Annotated in this window: 19 protein-coding genes and 1 pseudogene; 12 read left to right on the top strand and 8 right to left on the bottom strand. The window is 73.0% G+C overall.

The window, feature by feature from the left end:
* Positions 1-91: 91 nt before the first annotated feature.
* Positions 92-1,501, bottom strand: coding sequence for a PIN-like domain-containing protein (locus ACZ7RU_RS21445; RefSeq protein WP_470342521.1), 1,410 nt, complete (start codon positions 1,499-1,501; stop codon positions 92-94).
* A 397-nt stretch (positions 1,502-1,898) separates the two neighbouring features.
* Between ACZ7RU_RS21445 and ACZ7RU_RS21440 the strand changes: the two genes are divergently transcribed.
* Positions 1,899-3,239, top strand: coding sequence for a DNA cytosine methyltransferase (locus tag ACZ7RU_RS21440; protein ID WP_470342520.1), 1,341 nt, complete (start codon positions 1,899-1,901; stop codon positions 3,237-3,239).
* On the opposite strand, the gene ACZ7RU_RS21435 is transcribed toward ACZ7RU_RS21440, so the two are convergent.
* The gene (locus ACZ7RU_RS21435) at positions 3,232-3,711 is read right to left on the bottom strand and encodes a very short patch repair endonuclease (protein WP_470342519.1); all 480 of its coding nucleotides are present in this window, start codon (positions 3,709-3,711) and stop codon (positions 3,232-3,234) included. The two genes, ACZ7RU_RS21440 and ACZ7RU_RS21435, sit on opposite strands and share 8 nt — an antisense overlap.
* A gap of 195 nt (positions 3,712-3,906) precedes the next feature.
* On the opposite strand from ACZ7RU_RS21435, the gene ACZ7RU_RS21430 reads away from it, so the two are divergent.
* The 3 genes from ACZ7RU_RS21430 to ACZ7RU_RS21420 all read left to right on the top strand — a co-directional run bounded on the left by ACZ7RU_RS21430 (position 3,907) and on the right by ACZ7RU_RS21420 (position 5,832).
* Positions 3,907-4,878, top strand: coding sequence for a NaeI family type II restriction endonuclease (locus ACZ7RU_RS21430; RefSeq protein WP_470342518.1), 972 nt, complete (start codon positions 3,907-3,909; stop codon positions 4,876-4,878).
* Between the two features lie 77 nt (positions 4,879-4,955).
* Positions 4,956-5,231 (top strand): transposase, encoded by a 276-nt coding sequence (locus tag ACZ7RU_RS21425; RefSeq protein WP_470342517.1) that lies wholly within the window; start codon positions 4,956-4,958, stop codon positions 5,229-5,231.
* Between the two features lie 115 nt (positions 5,232-5,346).
* Positions 5,347-5,832 carry a GreA/GreB family elongation factor gene (locus ACZ7RU_RS21420; RefSeq protein ID WP_470342516.1) on the top strand — a complete coding sequence of 162 codons (486 nt, stop codon included), beginning with the start codon at positions 5,347-5,349 and terminating at the stop codon, positions 5,830-5,832.
* A gap of 36 nt (positions 5,833-5,868) precedes the next feature.
* Here ACZ7RU_RS21420 and ACZ7RU_RS21415 read toward each other — a convergent pair whose 3' ends face one another.
* The 3 genes from ACZ7RU_RS21415 to moaA are packed head-to-tail and all read right to left on the bottom strand — an operon-like array spanning position 5,869 to position 8,384.
* Positions 5,869-7,083, bottom strand: a complete 1,215-nt coding sequence (locus ACZ7RU_RS21415; RefSeq protein ID WP_470342515.1) for a molybdopterin molybdotransferase MoeA — start codon at positions 7,081-7,083, stop codon at positions 5,869-5,871.
* On the bottom strand, positions 7,080-7,316 hold the full coding sequence (locus ACZ7RU_RS21410; protein ID WP_470342514.1) for a DUF6457 domain-containing protein: 237 nt from the start codon (positions 7,314-7,316) through the stop codon (positions 7,080-7,082). Before ACZ7RU_RS21410 ends, ACZ7RU_RS21415 begins: the two co-directional genes overlap by 4 nt.
* 27 nt (positions 7,317-7,343) lie before the next feature.
* Complete coding sequence (gene moaA, locus ACZ7RU_RS21405; RefSeq protein ID WP_470342513.1) at positions 7,344-8,384, bottom strand: GTP 3',8-cyclase MoaA; 1,041 nt, start codon at positions 8,382-8,384, stop codon at positions 7,344-7,346.
* A 214-nt stretch (positions 8,385-8,598) separates the two neighbouring features.
* On the opposite strand from moaA, the pseudogene ACZ7RU_RS21400 reads away from it, so the two are divergent.
* From ACZ7RU_RS21400 to ACZ7RU_RS21380, 5 genes and pseudogenes are all read left to right on the top strand, one after another.
* Positions 8,599-10,924 (top strand): annotated as a pseudogene (locus ACZ7RU_RS21400) (FdhF/YdeP family oxidoreductase).
* Between the two features lie 13 nt (positions 10,925-10,937).
* Positions 10,938-12,245 (top strand): MFS transporter, encoded by a 1,308-nt coding sequence (locus tag ACZ7RU_RS21395; protein ID WP_470342512.1) that lies wholly within the window; start codon positions 10,938-10,940, stop codon positions 12,243-12,245.
* Entirely contained in the window at positions 12,233-13,102 is an 870-nt protein-coding gene (gene fdhD / locus ACZ7RU_RS21390) for a formate dehydrogenase accessory sulfurtransferase FdhD (protein WP_470342511.1), read from the top strand. The genes ACZ7RU_RS21395 and fdhD overlap by 13 nt, the downstream gene beginning before the upstream one ends.
* On the top strand, positions 13,103-14,020 hold the full coding sequence (locus ACZ7RU_RS21385) for a LysR family transcriptional regulator (protein ID WP_470342510.1): 918 nt from the start codon (positions 13,103-13,105) through the stop codon (positions 14,018-14,020).
* Positions 14,021-14,175: 155 nt separating this feature from the next.
* On the top strand, positions 14,176-16,509 hold the full coding sequence (locus ACZ7RU_RS21380; protein WP_470342509.1) for an FdhF/YdeP family oxidoreductase: 2,334 nt from the start codon (positions 14,176-14,178) through the stop codon (positions 16,507-16,509).
* Positions 16,510-16,555: 46 nt separating this feature from the next.
* Here ACZ7RU_RS21380 and ACZ7RU_RS21375 read toward each other — a convergent pair whose 3' ends face one another.
* Positions 16,556-17,857 (bottom strand): YhgE/Pip domain-containing protein, encoded by a 1,302-nt coding sequence (locus ACZ7RU_RS21375; RefSeq protein ID WP_470342508.1) that lies wholly within the window; start codon positions 17,855-17,857, stop codon positions 16,556-16,558.
* Positions 17,858-18,265: 408 nt separating this feature from the next.
* Between ACZ7RU_RS21375 and ACZ7RU_RS21370 the strand changes: the two genes are divergently transcribed.
* From ACZ7RU_RS21370 to ACZ7RU_RS21360, 3 genes are all read left to right on the top strand, one after another.
* Positions 18,266-19,075: a DUF4232 domain-containing protein gene (locus ACZ7RU_RS21370; protein ID WP_470342507.1), complete on the top strand. Its 810-nt coding sequence runs from the start codon at positions 18,266-18,268 to the stop codon at positions 19,073-19,075.
* Positions 19,076-19,184: 109 nt separating this feature from the next.
* A complete protein-coding gene (locus ACZ7RU_RS21365; RefSeq protein WP_470342506.1) occupies positions 19,185-20,489 on the top strand; it encodes a helix-turn-helix domain-containing protein in 1,305 nt (434 codons plus the stop codon).
* A 55-nt stretch (positions 20,490-20,544) separates the two neighbouring features.
* Positions 20,545-21,255: a TetR/AcrR family transcriptional regulator gene (locus tag ACZ7RU_RS21360; protein WP_470342505.1), complete on the top strand. Its 711-nt coding sequence runs from the start codon at positions 20,545-20,547 to the stop codon at positions 21,253-21,255.
* 157 nt (positions 21,256-21,412) lie between these two features.
* On the opposite strand, the gene ACZ7RU_RS21355 is transcribed toward ACZ7RU_RS21360, so the two are convergent.
* Positions 21,413-23,050, bottom strand: coding sequence for an amidohydrolase (locus ACZ7RU_RS21355; protein ID WP_470342504.1), 1,638 nt, complete (start codon positions 23,048-23,050; stop codon positions 21,413-21,415).
* A gap of 51 nt (positions 23,051-23,101) precedes the next feature.
* On the bottom strand, positions 23,102-24,529 hold the full coding sequence (locus ACZ7RU_RS21350) for an APC family permease (RefSeq protein ID WP_470342709.1): 1,428 nt from the start codon (positions 24,527-24,529) through the stop codon (positions 23,102-23,104).
* Positions 24,530-24,937 lie beyond the last annotated feature (408 nt).

Below are 24,937 nucleotides of genomic sequence, written 5' to 3'. Positions count from 1 at the left end.
TTCTGGTCGGCTCCGTGTCCAAGTTTCAAATGGTGGGCTCGCACCGTCAGCGTAGTGATCTGCGGCGGACGGTCCGGGCGGGTACCCGCGGTCAGGCCTTTGGCTGGACCTGGCGCGCAGCCAGCCGCTGCAGCGGGAGACGGTCGGTCTCGCCGACGTCACGCACCAGCTGGATGAACCAGGGGGCGACCCAGGTGTCGCTCCGGTACGGCCACTCGCCTTGTGCTAGCGCCGACCCCGGGTACCACTCCGGAGCGGGCCTGACCTCGGACCGGACCGCCGCGTAGAGGTCCACAGGGGGCTCGTCATCGGCAGGATCGCGGTACCCGAGCTCAGCGGTCACACCGATCAGCCACCACTGGAAGTGACGGCGCCGGTCCGACTCCGCGAGCTGTCGCGCCGTGCGCGTCGTGAGCCCGGCGGCCCGGTACGCCTCCAGGGCCAGACCGTCCGGCGGCGTGACGATGTGGGCATTGTCATCCGTCACTGCGGGGCGCTCTTCCGCACTCCGCTGCGCCACCGCCTCCGCCGCGCGGTCGATCTCGTCGTACGTGGCATTGCTGAGCTCCAGTTTCGGCGCAAGGAACTCCTCGATGCCCTGGAAGAACTGCCGCGGCTGCTCAACGAGCAGTTCCGCGCCCGTACGTTGGCGCAGCTCGTCGAAGAGCTGCGGCCACGGCCGCTTCCCGCCGTCGTCGAGCTTCTGATACCAGTCGTCTTTCGTGTCAGCCGACACGAACAGGACCCGTTCCACCTCGGGCGCAGCCGCCTTTTCCAGAATTTCCGCCCAGATGAAGTAGTCGCCGACCTGGTCTAGCGGCGTCCCCTTTCCTTGGTCAGCGAATCCCGGCGGAATCCGGTTCGGGAAACGGAAGGAAAGCGCCTCGTCAAGCCACTGCCGCACCATCCGGTATTCGGTGGGTGGGGCGATGCGGTCACCGAAGAGTGCGGCTACCTTCGGCAGGACGGGATCGTCCGATTTGATAGCAGCAGGCTTTAGATCATGGCCGGACTTCAGTTGCTTGACATGCTCCTTCAGCAGGTTCTGCCAGTCGCTCAGCAGGTTCTTTACCGCCGCCTCGTTGATCGCCTCATCCAGGCCCGTCTGGGAGGCATCGTCGTTGGCGTACTTCATCAGCAGGCTCTTCACGTGCTCGCTGGCGTTGAGAACCGCCTGATAAGCCTGCTGGAGGTGGCGGTCGATGGCCGCAGCCGCTCCGCTGAGCTCCTTTGCGCGCTCGACGATCACGCGGCGACGGCCTCGGACGAACTCCTGCCCGACTCGGTAGGGGAGCCAGAGGCGGTCGGAAATCTGTTCCAGCGCCGCAATGACCTGGTTCCGCACACCAGGGTTGTACTCGTACAGGCTGAGCAGCACATTGGTGTCGAGTACGACAAGGGAATCCGAGAAGAAGGCCCTCCGGTCTGCTGTCCCCGAGCCGCTATCGGGGAGGATCCAGCACCTGAACTGCTCCACCATCGGTAGGTCGGCCTGGCCCACGCTTCCTCATTCCCTCCCTGCTGCGGGCCCCCATCCTGTCGACGTCGGCGGAAGCCGTCAAGGCTCGATTACGGTGCGCAGTCGCCGCGATAGTTCCGACCCGCACCGCCCGAGCTCGGGGCACGCCGGTGGGCCCCGCAGGCGCCGACACCCAGCCGGTACGGTGCCCCGGCTGCCCCGCCATGCTCCAGCGCCACCGAGTACGGCGTTTTGGGCTGTGTCAGTGGTGTCGCCTACGCTTCTGGTTCTGCTGGTGACATTCGTTGCAGAGCGGCCATCAAGCACAATGGACAGCTTCTGGCACCTGTCGTCGGCAGTGGCAGCGGGTAGTCGGCTGCGAACGGCAGAGGAACACGTCGGCGTCCGCCCAGGTGCGGCGCCACCGAGAGGAGGTCTCATGGCACCTGAGCGCCTTGAGGTGGTGGAGATCTGCGCCGGCGCGGGCGGTCAGTCCCTTGGCCTGCACAACGCCGGGTTCACGCACAAGCTCGCCCTCGAGCTCGACCAGAACGCCGCGACGACCCTCCGGCACAACCTCGCCCGGCTCCTCGTGGCCGAGGGCACCAGCCCTGAGGATGCCGAGCAGGAGGCGGCATCCATCGTCAAGGTCGGCGATGTCGCCGACAAGACGCTGTGGGACCCGTACGCGTACAAGGGTGTCGACCTCCTCGCAGGAGGCGTCCCCTGTCCGCCCTTCAGCATCGCCGGCAACCAGCTCGGGGCGACCGACGAGCGGGACCTGTTCGCGTGGGCTGTGCACCTGTGCAAGGACATCCAGCCGAAGGCGCTGCTCCTGGAGAACGTCAAGGGGCTGAGCGGCAACCGGTTCTCCGCCTACCGCCAGCACATCCTCGAGCTCCTCCACAGCGCCGGGTACGTCGGCGAGTGGCGCTTGCTCGAGGCCCACCAGTTCGGCGTTTCCCAGCTGCGGCCGCGGTTCGTTCTGGTTGCTCTGCAGAAGGAGTACGCCGCGTACTTCCACTGGCCTGAGCCCTCCGAGGATTCCGCCCCCACCGTGGGCGAGCTACTCAAAGACCTCATGGGAGCCAACGGCTGGGCACCTGAACACGTGGCTGCGTGGGTCGAGAAGGCCTCCGCGATCGCGCCCACCATCGTCGGTGGCTCCAAGAAGCACGGCGGCGCCGACCTCGGCCCGACCCGGGCCAAGGCCGCCTGGCGGCAGCTGGGAGTCGACGCGATGGGCGTCGCCAACGCCGCCCCGGACGCCAGCATGGATGGCGACCACCTTCCGAAGCTGACCACCGCCATGGTCGCCCGTATCCAGGGCTGGTTCGGCAAGGATTATCACTGGGAGTTCCAGGGCCGTAAGACCACCGTCTACCGCCAGATCGGCAACGCCTTTCCGCCGCCCGTCGCCAAGGCCCTCGGCGAGGCAATCGCGAGCGCCCTGCGCAAGGAGGTGAAGCGCGCTGACTCAGTCGAGTCGACGCGCCCAGATCTCGACCCGGTGTACCTGCTGCTCCGCCACCACCCGGGCAAGACACCCCTCACCGCTCAGAAGATGGCCGACCTCATTGCGAAGTCCGGCGGCAAGAAGCTCCCCGTGCCGGAGATCGAGCGACGCATCGCCCACATCGAGCGCGATTTCCATGTGGAGAAGACCATCCGCAACAACGGCGAGCTGGCGTACGAACTCGGCGAGTTCAAGGCCTTCATCGGCCAGCAGGACCATGCCCGCCACGACTACTTCGCCCAGCACCGGGGGAAGGTCAGCTGACGGTACCGCCTGTGCGCCGCTGCCGGACGCTCTCGACCACCGTCGGTGCACAGGCCTCAGCCGCTTCATGCTCCCAGAACCGCAGGACGAGCCAGCCCTCGGCCGCAAGCCTGGCATCGGTGTCCCGGTCCCGCTGGACGTTACGGCCGATCTTCTCCCGCCAGTAGTCCGGGTTCGTCTTGGGAGGGACGAAGTGCTCCGGACACCCGTGCCAGAAGCAGCCATCGACAAAAACAGCGACCCTCGCAGGACGGAACAGCAGGTCCGCGCTGCGCCTCATGCCCTGGAGCGGCTTCGCCGCCACCCGGTAGCGCAACCCCTCAGCGTGGACCAGCCGACGCAGCGCGAGTTCCGGCTGGGTGTCCCGGCTGCGGTTGCCCACCATGCTCCGGCGATTGGCGGCCGACGACGCCCAGGACCCGGGCGGCGGAGCCCACTGCTGCGGCGACTCATCCGGTGTGCCACTGGCCAAGGTATCGGCTCCTGCTGCTCGGGAGGACCAGGCGTCGGGCACCGCCACAGTCCTCAGCTGCTCCACTTTCAGGCGCTACCAGCCTAGTGCTCCCCCCTCCAGGCCTCCGCTACCTCCTCGCGCACCCTCGCTGTTCAGGCGCAGTCGGTCTGCCGGGGATCCTCGGTGGATAGGCTGCCGCATGTGATGCTGCCGATGTTCGAGCTCGATAACCCCACTGCGGACGCGGAGATCCAGGCGGTCAAGGCCTCCCTCTACGTCCTGGACCCTACAGGCCGGGCCATGGGCCGCGTGATCCGCGAAACGATCGACCAGCTGCTCGACGGCCAGCGGATGGGCCGCTGGGACTACGAACAGCTACACAAGACCGAGAAGACTCATCTGGGAACGCTCGTCGAGATCAACATCTACAAGGAGTTCAAACTCACAGAAGGCGAGAGGGCGGACTACCTCATCGCTGGGATCGAGGTCGACTGCAAATATGCGAAGGGCATCGGCAGATGGGAGATCGGACCGGAGCTGGTCGGCTGCATCTGCTTGGTGATAACAGCTGATGATAAGGCTGGCACATGGCGGGCCGGGCTGGTACGGGCCTCTGAGGAGCATCTCAGGGCTACGGAGAACCGAGATAGAAAGCGACGGCTCAATACCGTCGGAGTTGCGGCTGTGTCCTGGCTCTGGGGGGGCGAGAACAGGCTCGCGCCCAACCAGCTGCTACGCATGGACGCGGAGAAACGCGCCCGGATCATGTCCGCGAAGGGCAAGGTCAAGGATCAACACGGACAGGCCCGGATCAATCAGCTCTTCATTGAATGCCAGCGCGAGGTCATCCGCCGGGTGACCATCGAGACCGTCGGCCACGGCCTCAAAGATCCTCTGAAGCGCGCACGCGGCAACGGAGGAGCACGTGACCACCTCCGGCACCTGGGGATCCTAGTCCTCGGCCACCAGGAGGGCGACCCAGTGGTCGCGCGGATGCTCGGTCTCGGAATACCGGACAAAGGCGAGTTCATATCCGTACAGGTCATGCCGGCGCCCGAACCGCGTGACGAGCGGCCCGCAGCACTGATCCAGGGTTCGTTCTGGGTCACCGCCGACGGTGACTACGAACCCGGCACGTGGGCACCCGAGGTACGCCCGCGGAAGGCGTCGACCGGTGAGGCATAGAAGTCGCCTTCAAAGCTGATCAAGTGTTGAGAGGTAATGTCGGTCATGGTGCGTCGTCATGAGTTTTCGGATGCCGAGTGGGCGGTGCTGTCACGGTTCCTGCCGCTTCGCCTGCCTGGAACCGGTCCTGGAAGAGATCCGACGGCATCCCCACACCACCCCCGAACACACAGATCCAGCCGACAACCGCGTCACCCCGCGGTCGGCCACCTGGAGTCAACCGACTGCGCAACGTCGTCGAGCGCTACTTCACCCAGCTCAAGCAGTGGCGCGGCCTGGCCGCCAGGTACCACAAGACCCGCGAGTCCTACCAGGTCGCTATCGCCATCGCCGCGATCCTTCTCTGGAACTGACCTTCGACGACAGGACTAGCAGCTAGCCAGGCGGAGTTGCCCGGTGCTCCGGGCGGTGGGGTAATGGGAGGCGGCCGGTGTTCGAGCGTGTGACGAGCAGCCCCGGGAGCTTGGGATGAGCGGTGGGCCGGAACCGATCAGTGCCGAGGGCCTGCGTGCGGTGCGGGAGGAGTTGGCGCAGCTGCGGGCGCAGCGGGGGAAGGTGGCCGCGACGCTGCGCGGGGTGGAGCCGGTGGGGGACCGGGCGGATGCGGCGGACGAGTTGCAGCGGGCGTCGGACGTGACCCGGCTGGACCGGCGGATCACCGAGCTGGAGGCCCGGCTGCGGGAGGCCGAGGTGGCCGGGGAGCCGTCCGCGCGGGTGGTGGGGGTGGGATCGACGGTGACCGTGCGGTTCGGCGACGGCACGGAGGAGACCGTGGAGATCTCGGAGTTGGCGGAGGAGCGGGACCTCACCCTGGTGACCTTCGACAGCCCGCTCGGGAAGGCGCTGCTCGGGCGGCACGCCGGGGAGACGGTGCACTACGACACCCCGGCCGGCGCGGACAGCGCGGTCGTGCTGTCCGTGGGGCCGAACACGGACCAGCCAGGGCGTGTCTGACGGTTCCAGTCGGGCTCGCGAATCATCGGACACGCGCTACGGCACGGCCAGCACCTCGGTCGGGGCTCCCTCCGGGAGGCCGCCCGGAGGGACGGCGGCGAGGCCGTCGGCGACGGCCAGCCCGCGCAGCATGGCCGGGCCGTCGAAGGCGAGCGGTACGGCTCCGGCGGTGGTGAGCCGGACGGGCAGCAGCCGGGTGGAGTGCGGGTGGCCGGGCAGGGCGGACGCGGCCGGGACTGGCCGGCCCAGCGCGCCGTCGAGGTGGCCGCCGAGGCGGCGCAGCAGCGGGGCGGCCAGGGTGACGGTGCCGGCCACGGCGGCCAGCGGGTTGCCGGGCAGGCCGACCAGGTGGCGGGTACCGGCGGCGTGGCGGGCGTGGTCGGCGGCGGTCGGCGGGAGTTCAGCGAGCAGCATCGGGTGGCCGGGGCGGACGGCGACGGAGTCGACCAGCAGCCGGGCGCCCACGGCGGCGATGGCGCGGTGCAGGTGGTCCGCCGGGCCGGCGGCGGTGCTGCCGGTGGTGATCAGGACGTCGGCGGTGCGGGCGGCGAGTGCCGCCGCCAGTGCGTCGGGGTCGTCGGGTACCCGGTGGACGGCCGTCACCTCGGCGCCGTAGCGGTGCAGCCAGGGCGGCAGCAGCGGGCCCAGGGCGTCCCGCACCCGACCGTCCCCGGGCATGCCCGTGGTCATCAACTCATCGCCCAGCAGCAGGAGTTCGACGGTCGGTCGACGGTAGACGGCCAGCCGGTCGTACCCGGCGGCGGCGGCCAGGCCGAGGACGGCGGGCGTCACGGTGGCCCCGGCCGGCAGCAGCGGCTCGCCGGTGCGGCACTCCTGCCCGCGCGGGCGGATGTCCCGGCCGGGCGGGACGGCGGCCTGCGGACCGGTGCGCAGCACGCCGTCCGCCGCCTCGCCGTGCTCGCGGCGCAGGACGGCGCTCGCGCCGGGCGGCACCTGGGCGCCGGTGGCGATCGGCACGGCGGTGCCGGGGGCCAGCGGGACGGGCCGCGCACCGGCCAGGACGCGGTCGGCGAGCAGCCGCCACGGCCCGGGGCCGGCCACCGCCCAGCCGTCCATCGCCGAGGTGTCGAAGGCCGGCAGGTCGGTGAGCGCGGTCAGCGGCTCGGCCAGGGCGTGGCCGAGGGCCTCGGCCAGGGGGCGGCGTACGGCCGGAAGCGGTGAGCGGGCGGCCTTCCGGGCCACCGACCTGGCCCGTTCCCAGGACAGCGCGGGCACGGTCGCCGCGCTCATCGCACACCGTCCCGCCGCTCGACCAGCGCCGCCACCCGCGCGCTCGCCGCGCTGACCGCGGCCGGTCCGCCACCCTCCCCCGCGGCGGCGTAGCCGACCAGGAAGGCGGTCAACGGCGCTGCGGGGCGGGCGACTTCGTGGGCGACCACCCTGGTCAGGTCGAGCAGCTCGGTGACGTCGACCTCCAGGTCGATGCCGAGTTCCGCCTTCACCTCGGCGATCCAGTTCTTCATCGGACTCTCCTTCCCAGGCCGGGGAGTTCAGCCGCCGATGGCGGACATCGGGCGGTCGGGCCGGACGAAGCCGGCGCTGCCGATGGCGTGCCCGGGCCCCTTGCCCGCCACCGCGACCCGCCACGCCGCCTCGATCGCCGCATCGTCCGCGCCGCCGCGCAGCAGAGCCCGCAGGTCCGACTCCGCGGTCGCGAACAGGCAGGTGCGCAGCTGCCCGTCGGCGGTCAGCCGGACCCGGTCGCAGCCGCCGCAGAAGGGACGGGTGACGGAGGCGATCACACCCACGACCGCGTCCGTGCCGGCGATCCGCCACTCCTCCGCCGGGGCGTTGCCGTGGCGGGGGACGGGGACGAGGTCGAACCGCTCCCCCAGCACCGCCAGGATCTCGGCGGCGCTCACCATCGCGGACCGGTCCCACGCCCCCTGGGCGTCCAGCGGCATGGACTCGATGAACCGCATCCGGTAGCCGTGCCCGGCCGCGAAGGAGACCAGCTCCACCAGCTCGTCGTCGTTGACCCCGCGCACCGGCACCGCGTTGACCTTCACCGGGCCCAGCCCCGCCGCCTTCGCCGCCGCGAGCCCCGCCAGCACGTCCGCCAGCCGGTCCCGCCGGGTGATCGCCCCGAAGCGTTCCGGGCGCAGCGTGTCCAGGCTGACGTTCACCCGCTCCAGCCCCGCCTCCCGCAGCGCCCCCGCCGTACGCGCCAGCCCGATCCCGTTGGTCGTCAGCGACAGCTCCACGCCCAGCGCGGCGATCCGTCCGACCAGCCCCACCAGCCCCCGCCGCAACAGTGGCTCCCCGCCCGTCAGCCGCACCGACCGCACCCCCAGCCGCTGCACGGCGATCCGCACCAGCCGCACCACTTCCTCGTCCCCCAGCACCTCGGCGCGCCCCAGCCACCCCGGCCCCTCCGCCGGCATGCAGTACGTGCAGCGCAGGTTGCAGCGATCGGTCAACGAGACCCGCAGATCGGTGTGGACCCGGCCGAAGCGGTCCACCAGCGGGCGCGGCGCGGAAACCGGGGCTGCGGCATTCGGGAGTGCGCTGTCCGAGGGCGTGGTATTCATCACCGTCCATCCTCGGAAATCCACCCCGGCCCGTCAAAGCGGAATTCCCGATCGCCCGATCGGAGATACCTATCGAGGCTGTCGACCGACCCGGAATACCCGCGATAAGTCCCGCCTATCACGTCACAGGAATCACCTCTTTGACGCCGCCCGGCAATCGATCCGACACTGGAATCCACGATCCCGGAAACCCGGAAAAGGGGCAGAGCCGAGCATGAGCACCATGGACGACCCGGTCGACGACCTCTCCGTCACTCCCCCGAAGACCTGGGCGACCGGCGTCCCCGCCGTCACCCACGCCCTGGAGTACGCGCTCTCCCAGACCTCCCCTCGCCGCACCGCGCTGACCCTGCTGAACATCAACCAGGCGAAGGGCTTCGACTGTCCCGGCTGCGCCTGGCCGGAGCCGGCGCCGGGAAAGCGACACCTCAACGAATACTGCGAGAACGGCGCCAAGCACATCGCCGACGAGGCCACCTCCCGCCGGGTCACCGCCGAATTCTTCCGCGAGCACTCGGTCGCCGAACTCGCCGGGAAGTCCGACCACTGGCTCAACCAGCAGGGCCGGCTCACCGAGCCGATGGTCAAGCGCCCGGGCGCGACCCACTACGAGCCGGTCGGCTGGGACGAGGCGCTCGGCCTGGTCGCCGACGAGCTCCGGCGGATCGACCCCGACGAGGCGCTGTTCTACACCTCGGGGCGGCTGAACAACGAGGCGGCCTTCCTGCTCCAGCTGTTCGCCCGCGCGTACGGCACCAACAACCTGCCCGACTGCTCCAACCTGTGCCACGAGTCCAGCGGCCACGCGCTCCAGGAGACGCTGGGCACCGGCAAGGGCAGCGTCTCGCTGGACGACATCCACCACGCCGACCTGGTCTTCGTGGTGGGCCAGAACCCGGGCACCAACCACCCCCGGATGCTCTCCGCCCTGGAGGAGACCAAGCGCAACGGCGGCCGGGTCGTCGCCGTCAACACCCTTCCCGAGGCCGGGCTGATCCGCTTCAAGCACCCGCAGAAGCCGCGCGGGGTGATCGGCCGGGGCACGGTGATCGCCGACCGGTTCCTGCACATCCGGGCCGGCGGCGACCTCGCGCTGTTCCAGGCCCTCAACCGGCTGCTGCTGGAGGCCGAGGACGCGGCGCCGGGCACCGTGCTCGACCACGGCTTCATCGCCCGCCACACCACCGGCTTCCCCGGGTTCGCCGAGCACGCCCGGGCGACCGACTGGGAGGACGTCCTCGCCGCCACCGGTCTGGCCCGCGCCGAGATCGAGCAGGTGCACCGGCTCGTGCTCGAGAGCCGCAGCGTGATCGTCTGCTGGGCGATGGGCCTGACCCAGCACAAGCACGGCGTGCCGACGATCCGCGAGATCGTCAACTTCCTTCTGCTGCGCGGCAATCTCGGCAAGCCGGGCGCGGGCGTCTGCCCGGTGCGCGGGCACAGCAACGTACAGGGCGACCGGACGATGGGTGTCTGGGAGCGGATGCCGCGGTCCTTCCTGGACGCCCTGGAGCGGGAGTTCGGCTTCGCCCCGCCCACGGAACACGGCCTGGACGCGGTGGACTCCATCCGCGCGATGCGCGACGGCCGGGCCAAGGTCTTCGTCGGCGTCGCGGGCAACTTCGTGCGGGCCACCCCCGACAGCGAGGTCACCGAACAGGCCATGCGGCGCTGCCGGTTGACCGCGCACGTCTCCACCAAGCTGAACCGCTCGCACACCGTGTGCGGAGACACCGCGCTGATCCTGCCGACGCTCGGCCGCAGCGACCGGGACGTGCAGGCCGGCGGCCCGCAGTTCTACACGGTCGAGGACTCGATGAGCGAGGTGCACGCCTCGCGCGGCAAGCTGCCGCCGGCCTCGCCGCACCTGCTCTCCGAGGTCGCGATCGTCTCCCGGCTGGCCCGGCTGACCCTCGGGGACCGTCCGGACATCCCCTGGGAGCGGTTCGAGGCCGACTACGGCACCGTCCGGGACCGGATCGCCCGGGTCGTGCCCGGCTTCGAGGACTTCAACGCACGGGTGGCCGTGCCCGGCGGCTTCCGGCTGCCCAACCCGGTCAACCGGGGCGTCTTCCCCCCCCCCCCCGAGCGGCAAGGCGGTGTTCACGTGCAACGAGTTCACCGCGCCGGAGATCCCGGCGGGCCACCTGCTGCTCCAGACCCTGCGCTCGCACGACCAGTGGAACACAGTCCCGTACGCGCTGGACGACCGGTACCGGGGGATCCACCACGCCCGCCGGGTGGTGCTGGTCAACCCCGGGGACCTCGCCGACCTCGGCCTGGCCGACCGCGACCGGGTGGACCTGGTCGGGGTCTGGCAGGACGGCGTGGAGCGCCGCGCCGAGGGGTTCACGGTCGTCGCGTACCCGACGACGCGCGGCTCGGCGGCCGCGTACTACCCGGAGACCAACGTGCTGGTCCCGCTCGACAGCGTGGCCGACCACAGCAACACGCCCACCTCGAAGGCGGTGCTGGTCCGCCTGGAACCGACGGACCGGAACCCGGCGGCCCCCGCGGCCCCCACGGCCCCGGCGGTCTGAGGGGAACCACGGAATGCCCCCGTCCCGCACCGCCCGCTGGCTCCCGGCGGCGGCCGCCGTCGCCGTCGCCGCCTGGGGCGCCAACCAGTTCACCGCGCTGGCCACCGTGTACCGGGCCCGCACCGACTGGTCGGCGCTCTCGCTGGCGGCGATGTTCTCGGTCTACCTGGTCGGCCTGGTCCCCGGTCTGCTGCTGGGCGGCCCCGCCGCCGACCGGTACGGCCGGCGGCGGACGGTGCGCGGCGCGCTGGGCCTGTCCGCCGCCGCCAGCGTCCTGCTGACCCTGCCGGAGAAGCCGTCCGTGTACGCCGCCCGGCTGGCCACCGGCTTCGCGGCCGGGCTGGTCTTCCTGGCCGGGACGACCTGGCTGCGCGAGCTCTCCGGGCCCGCCGTCCCGCCCGAGCAGGCGGCCCGCCGCGCGATGTACGCCACCGGTACGGGCTTCGCGGCGGGGGCGCTGGCCTCCGGGGTGATCGCCGAGTGGCTGCCCGGTCCGACGGTGCTGCCCGCGCTCGCCCACGCGCTGGGCTGCCTGCTGGTCCTGCGGGCCACCCGAGGGCTGCCGGAGACCACCCGGAGCCACCGCCACGGCCCGCCGCCGCACCGCACGGCGGCCGTCCGCCACCCCCGGTTCCGCTACGTCGTCCTGCCCGCCAGCCCGGCCGTGCTCGGCGCCGCCACCGTGGCGTACGTGGTGCTGCCGCCGCTGGTCGCCGACCGGGTGCCCGGCCACGCGCCGCTGTTCAGCGGCGTGGTCGCGGCGCTGACCCTGGCCACCGGCGTGGTCGCCCAGCCCTTCGCCGCCCGGCTGGACGACGCGGACAGCGCCCGGGCCACCCTCACCGCGATGGCCACCGTGATCGCCGGGCTGCTGCTCGGCGCGCTCGCCGCGGCCCGCGACTCGGTGGGCCTGGTGGTGCTGGCCGCCCTCGTCCTCGGCACCGGGTACGGGCTGACGCTCGGCGCGGGGCTGCACGAGGTGGAGCGGCTGACCTCGCGCTCCTCCGGGCCGACCTCCGCCTCGCTCTACCAGAGCACCACCTCCAGCGGCTTCCTCACCCCGCTGCTGCTCGCCGGCACCGCCGGCCACGCCTCCTACCCGGCGCTGCTGGCCGGCATGGCGGCCGTCGGCCTGCTCTGCCTGGCGGTCACCGCCGCGCACAGCCGCCGCCACCTGCCCGCCGGCGAGCACGGAACGCACGGGGAGCCCCGGAGCCGCGAAGATGCATCCGTAGAGTCCACACCGACGGAGTCCGCACCGGCGGAGTCCGCACCGACCGGACCGACCCCACCGAGGAGCCGACGACCATGGGCCGAGTGACCGTACCGCGCAGAGTGCTGCGCCTGCGCCAGGGCGCACCCTCGTACCGTCCCGACACCCTGGCCGCCGAGGAGCCGATGGAGATCCGGGTCGGCGGGCGCCCGCTGACGGTGACCATGCGCACCCCCGGCAGCGACTTCGACCTGGCGGCCGGCTTCCTGGTCAGCGAGGGCGCGGTGCACGCCGCCGGGCAGGTGGCCGGCATCCGCTACTGCGCCGGCGCCACCGCCGACGGCGGCAACACCTACAACGTGGTGGACGTCCTGCTCGCCCCCGGCGTGCCCGCCCCCGACGCCTCGCTGGAGCGCAACTTCTACACCACCTCCTCCTGCGGCCTGTGCGGCAAGGCCAGCCTGGACGCGGTGCGCACCACCGCGCCGTGGAGCGTCGCCGAGGACGGGCTGCGCGTCACCCCGGCGCTGCTCTCCGCGCTGCCCGAGCGGCTGCGCGCCGCCCAGAAGGTCTTCGACAGCACCGGCGGCCTGCACGCCGCCGGGCTGTTCGACGCCGACGGGCGGCTGCTCTGCCTGCGCGAGGACGTGGGCCGGCACAACGCCGTGGACAAGGTGGTCGGCCATGCGCTGCGCGAGGGCCTGCTGCCGGCCCGCGGCACGGTGCTGATGGTCAGCGGCCGGGCCTCCTTCGAGCTGGTGCAGAAGGCCGTGATGGCTGGCATCCCGGTGCTCGCCGCGGTCTCCGCGCCGTCCTCGCTGGCCGTGGACCTCGCCGAGGAGAGCGGGCTGACCCTGGTCGGCTTCCTGCGCGGCGACTCGATGAACGTCTACACCCGCACCGACCGCGTCGACACCACCGGCACCGCCACCGACCGCGTCGACACCGCTCAGGAAAACGGCTAGATGCTCTTCCGCCAGCTCGAGTACCTCGTCGCGCTCGCCCGCGAACGCCACTTCGCCCGCGCCGCCCAGGCCTGCCACGTCTCCCAGCCCGCCCTCTCCGAAGCCCTGCGCAAGCTGGAGGACGAGCTGAAGGTGCTGCTGGTGCGGCGCGGCCGCAGCTACGAGGGGCTGACCCCCGAGGGTGAGCGGATCGTGCTCTGGGCGCAGCGCATCCTGGCCGACCGGGACGCCCTGCGGGGCGAGGTGGACGCGCTGCGCACCGGCCTCAGCGGACGGCTGCGGATCGGCTCGGTGCCGACCGCCTCGGGCGCCGTCTCGCTGCTCACCGGGCCGTTCTGCGCCGCCCACCCGCTGGCCGCCGTGGAGCTCTCCACCGACCTGCGCTCCGAGGACCTGCTGCGCCAGGTACGGAACTTCGAGATCGACGCGGGCATCACCTACCTGTCCGGTCCGGGCACCGACGACGTGCGCACGCTCCCGCTCTACCAGGAGCGGTACGTCCTGCTGACCGGCCCGGCCGACGAGTTGGCCCGGCACCCCCGGGCGACCTGGGAGGAGGCCTCCCGGCTGCCGCTGTGCCTGCTGCACCCGGGCATGCAGGGCCGCCGGGTGCTGGACGAGGTGTTCGCGGGTCTCGGGCTGGAGCCGACGCCCCGGGTCGAGACGGACTCGGTGGCCTCGCTCTTCGCCCACGTCCGCACCGGCCACTGGGCGAGCATCGTGCCGTACGCCTGGCTGCACGTGTTCGGCGTGCCGCACGGGATGCGGGCCGTCCCGCTGGCGGAGCCGGCGCACAGCGCGCCGATCGGACTGGTGATCGCCGCCCGGGAGCCGGGCTCGGTGATGGCCCGCGCGCTGCTGGAGGTCGCCCGGCGCACCGAGGTGGCCGCCGTCCTCGGCAGCCTGCCGGGGGCGTGATCACTCGGCGGCCGGGAGCCCGGGCCCACGCTGTCCGGGAGCCCCGGCCACGGCGTCCGAGAGCCCCGACCGCCCGACGCGCGGGGCCCGGCCACCCGGCGTAGCCTCGACCCCAACGCCGGGTGTCCGACCCCGTGCGACGGAAGGCGACCACCGTGACCACCTCCGACGACGCCGTGACCACTCCCCGACAGGAGCCGCAGGGCCCGGAGGAGGACGTCGGCCCCTCCCCCGCCGGCGCGCCCCACGCCGAGCCGTACCACCACCCCGCCGCCGGCTGGGGCGCCGCCAAGAGCGTCACCCGCTTCCTCGTCCGCGAGGGCGCATACGTGGACGGGCCGCGGGCGGTGATGCGGATGAACCACGAGAAGACCGGCTTCGACTGCCCCGGCTGCGCCTGGCCCGACGACACCAAGGGCCTGCACCTGGACATCTGCGAGAACGGCATCAAGCACGTCACCTGGGAGATGACCCGCAAGCGGGTCGGCCGGGAGTTCTTCGCCGCCCACACGGTGACCGAGCTGTCCGGGTGGAGCGACTTCGCGCTGGAGGACCAGGGCCGGCTCACCGAGCCGATGGTCTACGACCCGGCCACCGACCACTACGTCCCGATCAGCTGGAAGGACGCCTTCGAGCTGGTCGGCCACACCCTGCGCGGGCTGGACGACCCCAACCGGGCCGCGTTCTACACCTCCGGCCGGCTCGGCAACGAGGCGACCTTCCTCTACCAGCTGATGGCCCGCGAGCTGGGCACCAACAACCTGCCCGACTGCTCCAACATGTGCCACGAGGCCAGCGGCCGGGCCATGCAGGCCGCGCTCGGCACCGGGAAGGGGACGGTCGACCTCAAGGACTGGGAGGTCACCGACGCGCTGTTCATCCTGGGCGTCAACGCGGCCTCCAACGCGCCCCGGATGCTCACCTCGCTCGCCGAGGCGTACAAGCGCGGCGCGCAGATCGTGCACGTCAACCCGCTGGTCGAGGCGGCGGCGACCCGGACGATCATCCCGCACGACTTCACCGACATGGCGCTGAACCGGTCCACCCGCACCAGCACCCTGAACCTCCAGCCGCGGATCGGCGGCGACATGGCGCTGCTGCGCGGCATGGCGAAGGCCGTCTTGGAACAGTCCGCGACCGACGAGCGGGCGCTGGACCGGCTGTTCATCGACCGCCACACCTCCGGCTTCGAGGCCTACCGCGACGTCTGCGCGGCCACGCCCTGGGAGGAGATCGAGCGCCAGAGCGGGCTGGACCGGGCCGACATCCTCAAGGCGGCCCGGGTCTACCGGGAGGCCGACCGCTCGATCTTCAGCTGGTGCCTGGGCGTCACCCAGCACGAGCACGGCGTGGACACCGTCCGCGAGATCGTCAACCTCCTGCTACTGCGCGGCAACCTGGGCCGCGAGGGGGCCGGCCCCTCCCCGGTGCGCGGGCACAGCAACGTCCAGGGCAACCGCACCTGCGGCATCGACCACCGGCCCTCCACCGGTTTCCTGGACCGGCTCGCCGAGGTGTGCGGGATCGAGCCGCCGCGTGAGCACGGGCTGGACACCGTCGGCACGATCGAGGCGATGCGGCGCGGCGACGTCACGGTGTTCGTCGGCATGGGCGGCAACTTCGCGCTCGCCGCGCCCGACACCCCGTACACCCACCGGGCGCTGGAGTGCTGCGAGCTCACCGTCCAGGTGAGCACCAAGCTGAACCGCAGCCACCTGGTGCACGGGCGGCGGGCGCTGATCCTGCCGTGCCTGGGCCGGACCGAGAAGGACCACCAGCGGGCCGGGGTGCAGTCCACCTCGGTCGAGGACTCGATGAGCATGGTGCACCTGTCGGTCGGCATGAAGCGCCCGGCCTCGCCGCACCTGCTCTCCGAGCCCGCGATCGTCGCCGGGATGGCCCGCGCGGCGCTGCCGGACAGCCCCACCCCGTGGGAGTGGTACATCGAGGACTACGACCGCATCCGCGACACCATGGCCCGGGTCCTGGACGGCTTCGAGGACTTCAACCGCCGGGTGCGGCTGCCGCTGGGGTTCCGGATCAAGCAGCCGGCCCGCGAGCTGGTCTTCGGGACCCGCTCCGGCAAGGCCGAGTTCTCCACCGCCCCGCTGCCCGACGTCGTCCCCGAGCCGGGCACCCTGGCCCTGGGCACGATGCGCTCCCACGACCAGTGGAACACCACCATCTACTCGGACGACGACCGCTACCGGGGCATCCGGAACCTGCGCACCCTGGTCTTCATGAACCGGGACGACATGCGCGAGCGCGGCCTGGCCGAGTTCGACCGGGTGGACGTCACCAGCACCGCCCGGGACGGCAGCACCCGCTCGGTGCACGGCTTCCTGGCCGTCCCGTACGACATCCCGCGCGGCTGCGCGGCCGGTTACATGCCGGAGCTGAACGTGCTGTGCGCGATCGGCGACTACAGCACCCAGAGCGACCAGCCGATCATGAAGCACCTGAAGGTGACCGTGACCAAGGCCGGATGACCAAGGCCGGATGACCGAGGCCGGACGACGAAGGCCTGGGTTCGCGTCAGTCGGACGGCTGGGGCGTCCAGCGGTGCAGGCCCTTGCGGTCGTAGTAGCGGGTCATCCCGAAGCCGAACAGCAGGGCCAGCACCACGCCGACGCCGATCATGATCCAGCCCCGGGTCAGCCCGGCGTCGGCTCGGGCGTCGAAGAAGAGGATCGCCCGGATGCCGTCGCTGAGCTGGCGCATCGGTTCGAAGACGCTCAGGAAGCGGTAGAAGCCGGGCACCGCCTGGAGCGGGATGGTGGCGCCGGAGGAGGGCAGCGCCAGGGCGATGAAGACGAACATCGACACCAGCTGCCCGATCCCGCCGAACGCGGCGTTGATCGCCTGCACCCCGAGGCCCACGGCGAGGCTCGCGCAGTAGGAGAAGATCCAGAGCAGCGCCTGGTGCGGGGCGTCCATGTCCAGGACGCCGGCCGAGCAGAGCAGCACCAGCGAGGTGGTGAGCAGCATGATCCCGGCGGTCATGATCATCTTGAGCAGCAGGGTCTGGGTGCGGTTGATCGGCACGGTCGGGCGGCGGGTGTGCCAGGGGCCGATCTCGCTGTCGCTGTAGCCGAGCGCTCCGTCGACGCCGTTGTGGATGATGTTGCCGCCGATGAAGCCGGTCAGCACGGCCAGCAGGGTGTAGTAGAAGGCGCTCAGGCCGAGCCCGCTGTGGCCGCCGATCGGGTGCCCGACCTGGGTGGTGACGGCGATCGGGTCGGCGAGCAGCAGCCGCGCGGTGGCACCGGCGTCGGGCCCCGGGGCGCCGGAGGGGGGCACGGCGGCGAGCAGCTGCTTGCCGGCCGCCAGTGAGGCCTGGTGGGTGGCGTTCTGGGCGATCTGCGCGGCCATCGAGGAGCCCAGGCTGCCCATGCCGGGGTTGGTCAGCACGGTCACGGTCGGCCGTTCGGTGGCGCCGCCGGCGGCCAGCGCGGTGATGTCGGCACTGAACCCCTTCGGTACGACCAGCGCGCCGTAGACCCTGCCGGAGGCGAGCTGCTCGCGCAGTCCGGCCGCGTCCACCCGGCGCCAGTCGACGGTGCTGCCGGGGGTGCCGGCCACCACCGCGGCGGCCAGCCGGGCGCCGAACGGCTCCGGCTGGCCGGGTGGCGGCGGGCCCTGGTCCTCGTTCACCAGGGCGATCGGCAGCCGGTGCAGATGGCCGCTCGGGTTGACGATGCCGCCCATATAGAGCAGCGAGAGGACGACGGCCAGCAGGCCGCACAGGATGCTCGGGAAGAGCCACAGCTTCGGGTGCCGGGCGAGCGTCAGCGCCCGCGCCTGCCGGGGAGACCCCTGGGGGTCTGCGCTCGCCATGCCACTCCTCGGGTTCGGGCACGACCTGGTGCCGCTGCGAGTACGGCGGGAAGTCGTTCCGTGGCGGACGGACGGCCAAACCCGTGTCACCCGGGTGGCGGCCGGACGGCTTGGTGGACGGCGAGGCCGGACGGCTTGCTGGACGGCGAGGCCGGGCGGCTCGGCCGGCCGACAGGCCCGCGGCAGGGGCGGCGAAAGCGCCGGGGAGGCGCCGGAACGTTCCGGAAGACCGTTCCAGGGAGGCACGAAACCGCAGGTCAGAGGCAGTGGAACCGTTCCAGCGTCCCGGCTTGGCCGGGAAGCCTGGCGGACCGGGGGACGGCCGAGCAGAGTTCTGCCCAGCGGTCGGCGCCGATGGCCCGCCGCCCGGTCCGCTCCTTCATCCGCATCCGTTACGGGGGAACCTCCATGTCCGCTCGCCGTGCCGTGTCCGCTCGCCGCGCCCTGTTCGTCCCGGCCGCCCTCGCCCTGGGCGCCGCCCTCACCCTGACCGCCTGCCAGTCCGGCGACGGTGGCGGCGAGGCGAAGCCCGCCCAGTCCGCCGCGGCCACCACCACGGCCACCCCCGCGCCCGGCGGCACGGCCGGCGGCGCCACCGGTGCCGGCGCCGCACCCGCCGCCCAGCCGGCGGCCGGCGCTCCCGCCCCGGCCGCCGGGGCCCCCTCCGCCGCGGCGCCCGCCGCCGGCACCTCCGCCCGCCCCAAGAGCCCCGCCGCCTCCGCCCCGGGCAGCGGGGGCGGGGCCGGTGGCGGTGAGGCCTACGCCTACTCCCACCCCTGCGAGGCCAAGACCCTGACCGTCAAGGTCACCGTCCGGGCCGAGGCGCCAACCCAGCGGGTGATCGAGGTGCGCAACCAGGGCACCACCGCCTGCGGCCTGAGCTACTACCCGCTCGTCAGCCTCGGCGACTCGAAGGCCGCCGACCACGGCAAGGACGTCACGCCGCTGGTGCCGAGCGGGCTGGGCGGCGCCCCGGCCTACCCGGTGGCACCCGGTCAGACGGCGTACGCGGTGCTGGACCTCAACCCCGGCGGTGGCGGGGCGGCCGGTGTGGACCAGCTGAACGTCCTGCCCGACGGCGACCACATGCCCACCGCCGAGACCCGGAACTTCGCGCTGGGCGCCGGCGCGAAGGCCGGCAGGCCGAAGCTCGGCCTGTACGGCGCCACCGTCGCCGAGGCGGCCGCCTCCGCCGCCACCGCCGACCGGCAGGCCTGACCTGCCCCGCTGTGCTCCCCCTGCGCCGGGCCTCCGCCCCGGGTGCCGGTACCGTGATCCGCGGATCAACGGCATCCCGGGCCGGGCCGGGATGGGGGAAGGGCGGCACATGAGTGTGGAGACCGAGGAGTTCGCGGCGATGCTGCGCGAGCTCAAGGAGCGTTCGGGCCGCAGCTACGGCGCCCTGGCCACCCGGCTGCACGTCAGCACCTCCACCCTGCACCGCTACTGCAACGGCGCCGCGGTGCCGACCGAGTACGCGCCGGTGGAGCGGCTGGCCCGGGTCTGCGGGGCGGGCGACGAGGAACTCGTCGAGCTGCACCGCCGGTGGATCCTGGCCGACGCGGCCCGCCGCCGGGAGTCCTCCTCGGCAAGCGCTCCGACCGCCGCCGCACCGGAGCCTGCGCCGCGGGCGCAGCCCGCTCCCGTACCTGTTGTGTCCGGGCCGCAGTCCGCGGCCGCCGCACCGGCGGTGGAGGACGAGGAGGTGAAGACCGTGCACCCCGTGCCGCCGACCGCCGAGCCGCGCCGCCGAGCCCGGACCCGGATGCTGCTGAGCGCGACCGCCGTGGCCGCGCTGGCCGCCGTGGTCTCGGTCCTCGTCCTGCGCAACGCCGGCGGGACGCCGAGCCCCTCGGCGGCGGGCCCGTCCGGGCCGGCCGCCGCCGCCGCGGCCGCACCCCCCGGCACCCCGGCCGCGACCACTCCCACCCCGACCACTCCGGCCGCGTCCGGCCCCGCCACGGCCGTCACGCCCGCGGCCGCCTCGACGCCCCCTGAGGGGCACGCGCCCGCACCCTTCCGCGTCACCGTCCTCACCGACAACTGGGGCAGCCCCTGCGGCCAGTGGTTCCTCTCCTCCCGCACCCCCGCCCAGGTGGGCCCGCCCCCGGACAGCACCGCCGGGATCGAGCGCTGGGCCGCCGCCCAGCACGCCGTCCCGGCCGGCCACCTGCGCCTCCAGCTGACCGCCCAGGGCACGAACACCACGCCGGTCGTGCTGCTCGGGGCGAACGTGCGGGTGGTCGGCACCCAACCCGCCCCCAAGTGGAACGCCTACACCCCGGGGGCCGGCTGCGGCGGCGAGCTCACCCCGGCCTCCTTCCTGGTGGACCTCGACGCGGCGCAGCCCCGCGCCGTCCCCACCGCGGGCCGGGAGGGCACCCGGAAGACCGCGCCGACCGACTTCCCGTACCGGGTCTCGAACAGCGACCCGCAGGTCATCGAGGTGGACGCCACCACCCGGGCCTCGGACGTCAGCTGGTACCTCGAACTGGTGTGGAGCAGCGGCGGGCAGCAGGACACCCTGACGGTGGACGACCACGGCCGCCCGTTCCGCACCGCGGGCCTCCAGGGCGCGACCGGCTACGCCCACGACGGCAGGGCCTGGGCCCCGACCCCGATCGACGACTGAACCCGTCGCCGCTGCCCCCTGGCCTGTGTCAACGGTGCTGGCATAACCTCGCCGCATGACCGACCGCGTAGTCCCCGAACCGCAACGGCGTCGGCGCCGCCCCACCCGCCAGGGCGTGGTGCTGTCCGCCGGGCTGATCGTCGACACCGCGATCCGGCTGATCGGCGGGCACGGCGCCGAGGCCCTCACGGTGCGGCGGCTCGGCGCCGCGCTCGGCGCCGACCCGAGCGCGGTCTACCGCTACTTCCACAGCACCGACGACCTGCTGCTGGCCGTCGCCGACGAGCTGATCGGCCGCGCCCAGCAGGGCTGGCAGCCCACCGGCGACTGGCGCGCCGACCTGCGCGCCATCGGCCTGCGCATCCACGCCAGCTACCAGGCCCACCCGCAGGCGGCCATCCTCGCCGCCCACCGCACCACCGGCCGCACCCACGAGATCGCCGCCGTCGAGGCGATCCTCGGCGTCCTGCGCACGGCGGGCTTCCCGGACCCGGAGGCCGTCCGGATCTACCACGCCTTCGTCGACCAGAGCCTCGGCTTCGCCGCCCTGGACGCCGCCACGCTCGCCCTCCCGAGCGCCGCCCGGAACGCCGACCTCGAGGTCTGGCAGGCCTCCTACGCCCGGCTCGACGCCGCCGACCATCCCCACATCGCGGCCACCGCCCACCTGCTCACCGCCGACATGCGCCGCAGCGGGTACCCGTACGCCCTGGACCTGCTGCTGGAGGCCGCCGAGGCCCGGCTGCGGGCCGCCGGCGGCGGCTGAGGCGGCTGAGGCGGCGCGGCGGGGTGGGCCGCAGGGGCGCCGGGATCCTCCCCCGCCGGCCGGTACGGCGCGGCGGGCCCGGGAACGCGGAAGCCGCCGGTGGTGGGCCCCCGTGCGCCCACCACCGGCGGCCCGTCGCCGCTCCGCCCCGACCGGCTCAGTCCGCCGCGTGCACCAGCTCGCCGCCGACGTAGGTGCGCAGCACCCGGGCGCTCGCGATCTCCTCCGGCGGCCCGGTGAGGATGTCCCGGTCGAGCACCACCAGGTCGGCGAGCCGCCCGGCCGCCAGCACCCCCGCGTCGTCGTGCCCGTTCAGGTGGGCGCTGCCGGCCGTGTACGCGGCGATGGCCGAGCCCAGGTCGAGCCGCTGCTCGGGCAGGAAGACCCGGCCGTCGGTGGCCCCCGGCTCCATCCGGTTGACCGCCACGTGCAGCCCCTCCAGCGGGTCCGGGCTGCTCACCGGCCAGTCGCTGCCCGCCGCCAGGGTGGCGCCGGCCCGCTGGAGGGCGCCGAACGGGTACTGCCGGGCGGCCCGTTCCGGCCCGAGGAAGGGGATGGTCAGCTCGTCCATCTGCGGCTCGTGCGCGGCCCAGAGCGGCTGGATGTTGGCGACGGCGCCGAGCCGGGCGAAGCGCGGGAGGTCGTCCGGGTGGACCACCTGGAGGTGGGCGAGGTGGTGCCGGGTGCCCCGCCGGCCGTTGGCGGTGCGGGCGGCCTCGACGGCGTCCAGCGCCTCGCGCACGGCCCGGTCGCCGAGCGCGTGGAAGTGCACCTGGAAGTCGAGCGCGTCGAGTTCGGTGACGTACCCGCGCAGCGCCGCCGGGTCGACGAAGCTGAGGCCGGAGTTGGCGGTGGCGCAGCCGCAGCCGTCCAGGTACGGGGAGGTCATCGCGGCGGTGAAGTTCTCCGCGATGCCGTCCTGCATGATCTTCACCGAGCCGGCCCGGAACCGTCCGTGGCCCAGCTCCTCGCGCCGCCGGACGAGTTCGGGGATCTGCTCGGCGCCCCGGTCGCGGTCCCACCAGAGCGCGCCGGTCACCCGGGCGGTCAGCGCGCCGGAGCGGGCGGCGGCCAGGTAGGCGTCGGACGGGTCCGGCTGGCCGTTGAACTCGCCGAGCAGCGCGTCCTGCCAGCCGGTGATGCCGAGCGAGTGCAGCAGCCGCTGGGCGCGCAGCAGCCCGGCCAGCCGGTCGGCGGCGGTCGAGGGCGGCAGCAGCCGGGCGACCAGGGCGGTGGCCCCCTCCTGGAGCATGCCGCTCGGGGTGCCGTCGGCGTCCCGCTCGATCCGCCCGTCGGCCGGGTCCGGGGTGTCGGCGGTGAGGCCGGCGAGTTCCAGCGCCCGGGTGTTGGCCCAGGCGCCGTGGTGGTCCCGGTTGGTCAGGTAGACCGGCCGGTCGGGGACGACGGAGTCGAGCAGCCGCCGGGTCGGCAGGCCGCCCTCGAAGCTCTCCATCGACCAGCCGCTGCCGGTGATCCACTCCTGCTCCGGGTTGGCCTCGGCGTACGCCCGGACGCGCGCCAGGTAGTCGGCGACGCCGACCGTCCCGGTGAGGTCGCAGGACGCCAGTTCCGCGCCGCCGAACACCGCGTGGACGTGCGCGTCCTGGAAGCCGGGCAGCAGCAGCTTGCCGGTGAGGTCGACGACCTCCGTCCCCGGTCCGATCAGCTCCCGGACCTCGTCGTGCCCGACGGCGGCGATCCGCTCGCCGACGACCGCCAGGCCGCTCGCCCGGGTTCGGGCCGCGTCGCCGGTGTGGACGGGGCCGTGGGTGAAGACCAGATCGGCCTGGGTCATGGGTGGTGCTCCGTTCTCGCGTGGTGGTGCCTGAGGTGCGTCGTACGGGGGTTACTCGGCCACCGCGCCCTCCCGCAGGAAGTACGGCGAGCGGCGCCGCCAGCGGGCCCAGACCGCCGCCGGCAGTCCGCTGACGATCATCATGATCACCACGGACAGCTCGAACCACCCGTTGTCGGCGGCGAGTTCGAAGTGGTCCGTGGAGTCGTAGAAGGTCCAGGCGAGGTAGCCGCCGACGGCCAGCAGCGCCGCCGCGCCCAGCAGCGGCCCGACCACCGCGCGCAGCCCCTCCAGCGGGTTGCCGCGCAGCAGCCCGCGGAACCGGACGGCGGCGGCGACGGCGGTCAGCGCGTAGTAGAGCGCGACGACGATGCCGATCGCGTTGACCGCTGCCGAGATCAGGTCGTTGACGGTCGGGATGGCGATCGAGGCCAGCGCCAGGACGACCGCGGCGCCGGTGATCAGCAGGGTGCCGACGGCGGGCGTGGCGTGCCGGGGGTGCAGCCGGGTCCAGACCGGGCCGAGCACCCGGTCGCGCCCCATCGCGTACATCCCGCGCGCGGTCGGGATCACCGAGGACTGCAACGAGGCCACGGCGGAGAACATCAGCGCGATCAACGGCAGTGCGGCCAGCGGCTGTTCGGCGAGCTTCGCACCGAAGTAGGTCAGCCCGTGGGCGCCGTTGTCGGCCAACTCGTCGATCGGCAGAACCCGTTGGAAGGCCGTGCCGGCGAGCAGGAACAGCGCCAGCATCACCACCAGGGCCAGCAGGCCGCCCCGGGAGGCGTCCCGCGGGTCGCGCACCTCCTCGCCGACGCTGAACACCGACTCGAAGCCCCAGTAGCAGAACACCGCCAGCACCATGCCCTGCGCGACCGCGTCGAAGGAGGGGATGTCGAAGGGGTTGAACCACTGGAGCGAGAACGGCTGGTCGCCGGCGAACAGCCCGTAGCCGCAGAAGCCGAGCAGCACGACGTACTCGAAGACCAGCAGGGCCTTCTGCAGCCGTGCCGCCAGGTCCAGCCCGCGCACCGCGACCAGCGCGGCGCCCACCAGCACCACCAGGCCGAGCAGGGTGCACTGGACGGTCGAGTCGGCGTCCAGCCGCAGCCCGGCGACGCTGCGCAGGTGGGCCTGGTCGAGCAGTTGGATGACCGAGGAGCCGGTGACGGTGGTGGTGTACGCCATGAAGACCACGGTCCCCACGGTGTTCACCCACCCGGTCAGGAAGCCCAGCCAGGGGCTGAGGGTGCGCCCGACCCACCGGTAGCTGCTGCCCGCGTCCGGCTCGACGGCGTTCAGCCGCCCGTACCCGCCGGCGATGGCGAGCACCGGCAGGAAGGCCAGCAGCATGATCGCCGGGAGGTGCAGGCCGACCACCCCGGCCATCAGGCCCAGGCCGATCCCGATACTGCTGGTGGCGGCCGTGCTGGAGGCGGCGATCGCCGCTCCGTCCAGCAGGCCGAGCGACTTCCGCATCGCGACGTGGGAGCCTCGCACATCGCTTCTCGGGCCGCCGCCCGTGTCCTTCACCGTCGATGCCAACGGATCACCGCCTTGGTCGTGGGGTGCACGTGTGGGGGAACGCCCGCGCCGGTCGGAGGGGGTGACGCGGGCGGGAAGTGCAGCCATGAAACCGGCGGTGCCGCCACACGTCAATGCCGTTGTCATAAGGAGCGGGACGCCCGGACCTGCGTGGAACCGTTCTGGAACCCCGAGGGGCCCGCCGGTCCGGCGGGCCCCTCGGCTGCGTCCTGGCCGACGGCCTAGGGCAGGGCCTGGCCCCGCGGGCCCTCCAGCCACCGGCCGGTCGGCCTCGGTCGCCGCCTGGAGGACCGGCGCGAGTTCTCCGACATGGCCGGCATGCTGCCCGGCGTCGTCCTCATC

This window comes from Kitasatospora sp. NPDC114501 (assembly GCF_055633695.1).
Note: the sequence above shows the minus strand (reverse complement) of the source record. Positions and strands in the feature narration are given on the sequence as shown.

Coding starts and splice junctions, on each gene's coding strand:
- ACZ7RU_RS21375 (WP_470342508.1), bottom strand. CDS start 17,857: ATGGCGAGCGCAGACCCCCAGGGGTCTCCCCGGCAGGCGCGGGCGCTG.
- ACZ7RU_RS21365 (WP_470342506.1), top strand. CDS start 19,185: ATGAGTGTGGAGACCGAGGAGTTCGCGGCGATGCTGCGCGAGCTCAAG.
- ACZ7RU_RS21395 (WP_470342512.1), top strand. CDS start 10,938: ATGCCCCCGTCCCGCACCGCCCGCTGGCTCCCGGCGGCGGCCGCCGTC.
- moaA (WP_470342513.1), bottom strand. CDS start 8,384: ATGAATACCACGCCCTCGGACAGCGCACTCCCGAATGCCGCAGCCCCG.
- ACZ7RU_RS21415 (WP_470342515.1), bottom strand. CDS start 7,083: ATGAGCGCGGCGACCGTGCCCGCGCTGTCCTGGGAACGGGCCAGGTCG.
- fdhD (WP_470342511.1), top strand. CDS start 12,233: ATGGGCCGAGTGACCGTACCGCGCAGAGTGCTGCGCCTGCGCCAGGGC.
- ACZ7RU_RS21360 (WP_470342505.1), top strand. CDS start 20,545: ATGACCGACCGCGTAGTCCCCGAACCGCAACGGCGTCGGCGCCGCCCC.
- ACZ7RU_RS21420 (WP_470342516.1), top strand. CDS start 5,347: ATGAGCGGTGGGCCGGAACCGATCAGTGCCGAGGGCCTGCGTGCGGTG.
- ACZ7RU_RS21430 (WP_470342518.1), top strand. CDS start 3,907: ATGTTCGAGCTCGATAACCCCACTGCGGACGCGGAGATCCAGGCGGTC.
- ACZ7RU_RS21350 (WP_470342709.1), bottom strand. CDS start 24,529: ATGCGGAAGTCGCTCGGCCTGCTGGACGGAGCGGCGATCGCCGCCTCC.
- ACZ7RU_RS21440 (WP_470342520.1), top strand. CDS start 1,899: ATGGCACCTGAGCGCCTTGAGGTGGTGGAGATCTGCGCCGGCGCGGGC.
- ACZ7RU_RS21385 (WP_470342510.1), top strand. CDS start 13,103: ATGCTCTTCCGCCAGCTCGAGTACCTCGTCGCGCTCGCCCGCGAACGC.
- ACZ7RU_RS21410 (WP_470342514.1), bottom strand. CDS start 7,316: ATGAAGAACTGGATCGCCGAGGTGAAGGCGGAACTCGGCATCGACCTG.
- ACZ7RU_RS21370 (WP_470342507.1), top strand. CDS start 18,266: ATGTCCGCTCGCCGTGCCGTGTCCGCTCGCCGCGCCCTGTTCGTCCCG.
- ACZ7RU_RS21355 (WP_470342504.1), bottom strand. CDS start 23,050: ATGACCCAGGCCGATCTGGTCTTCACCCACGGCCCCGTCCACACCGGC.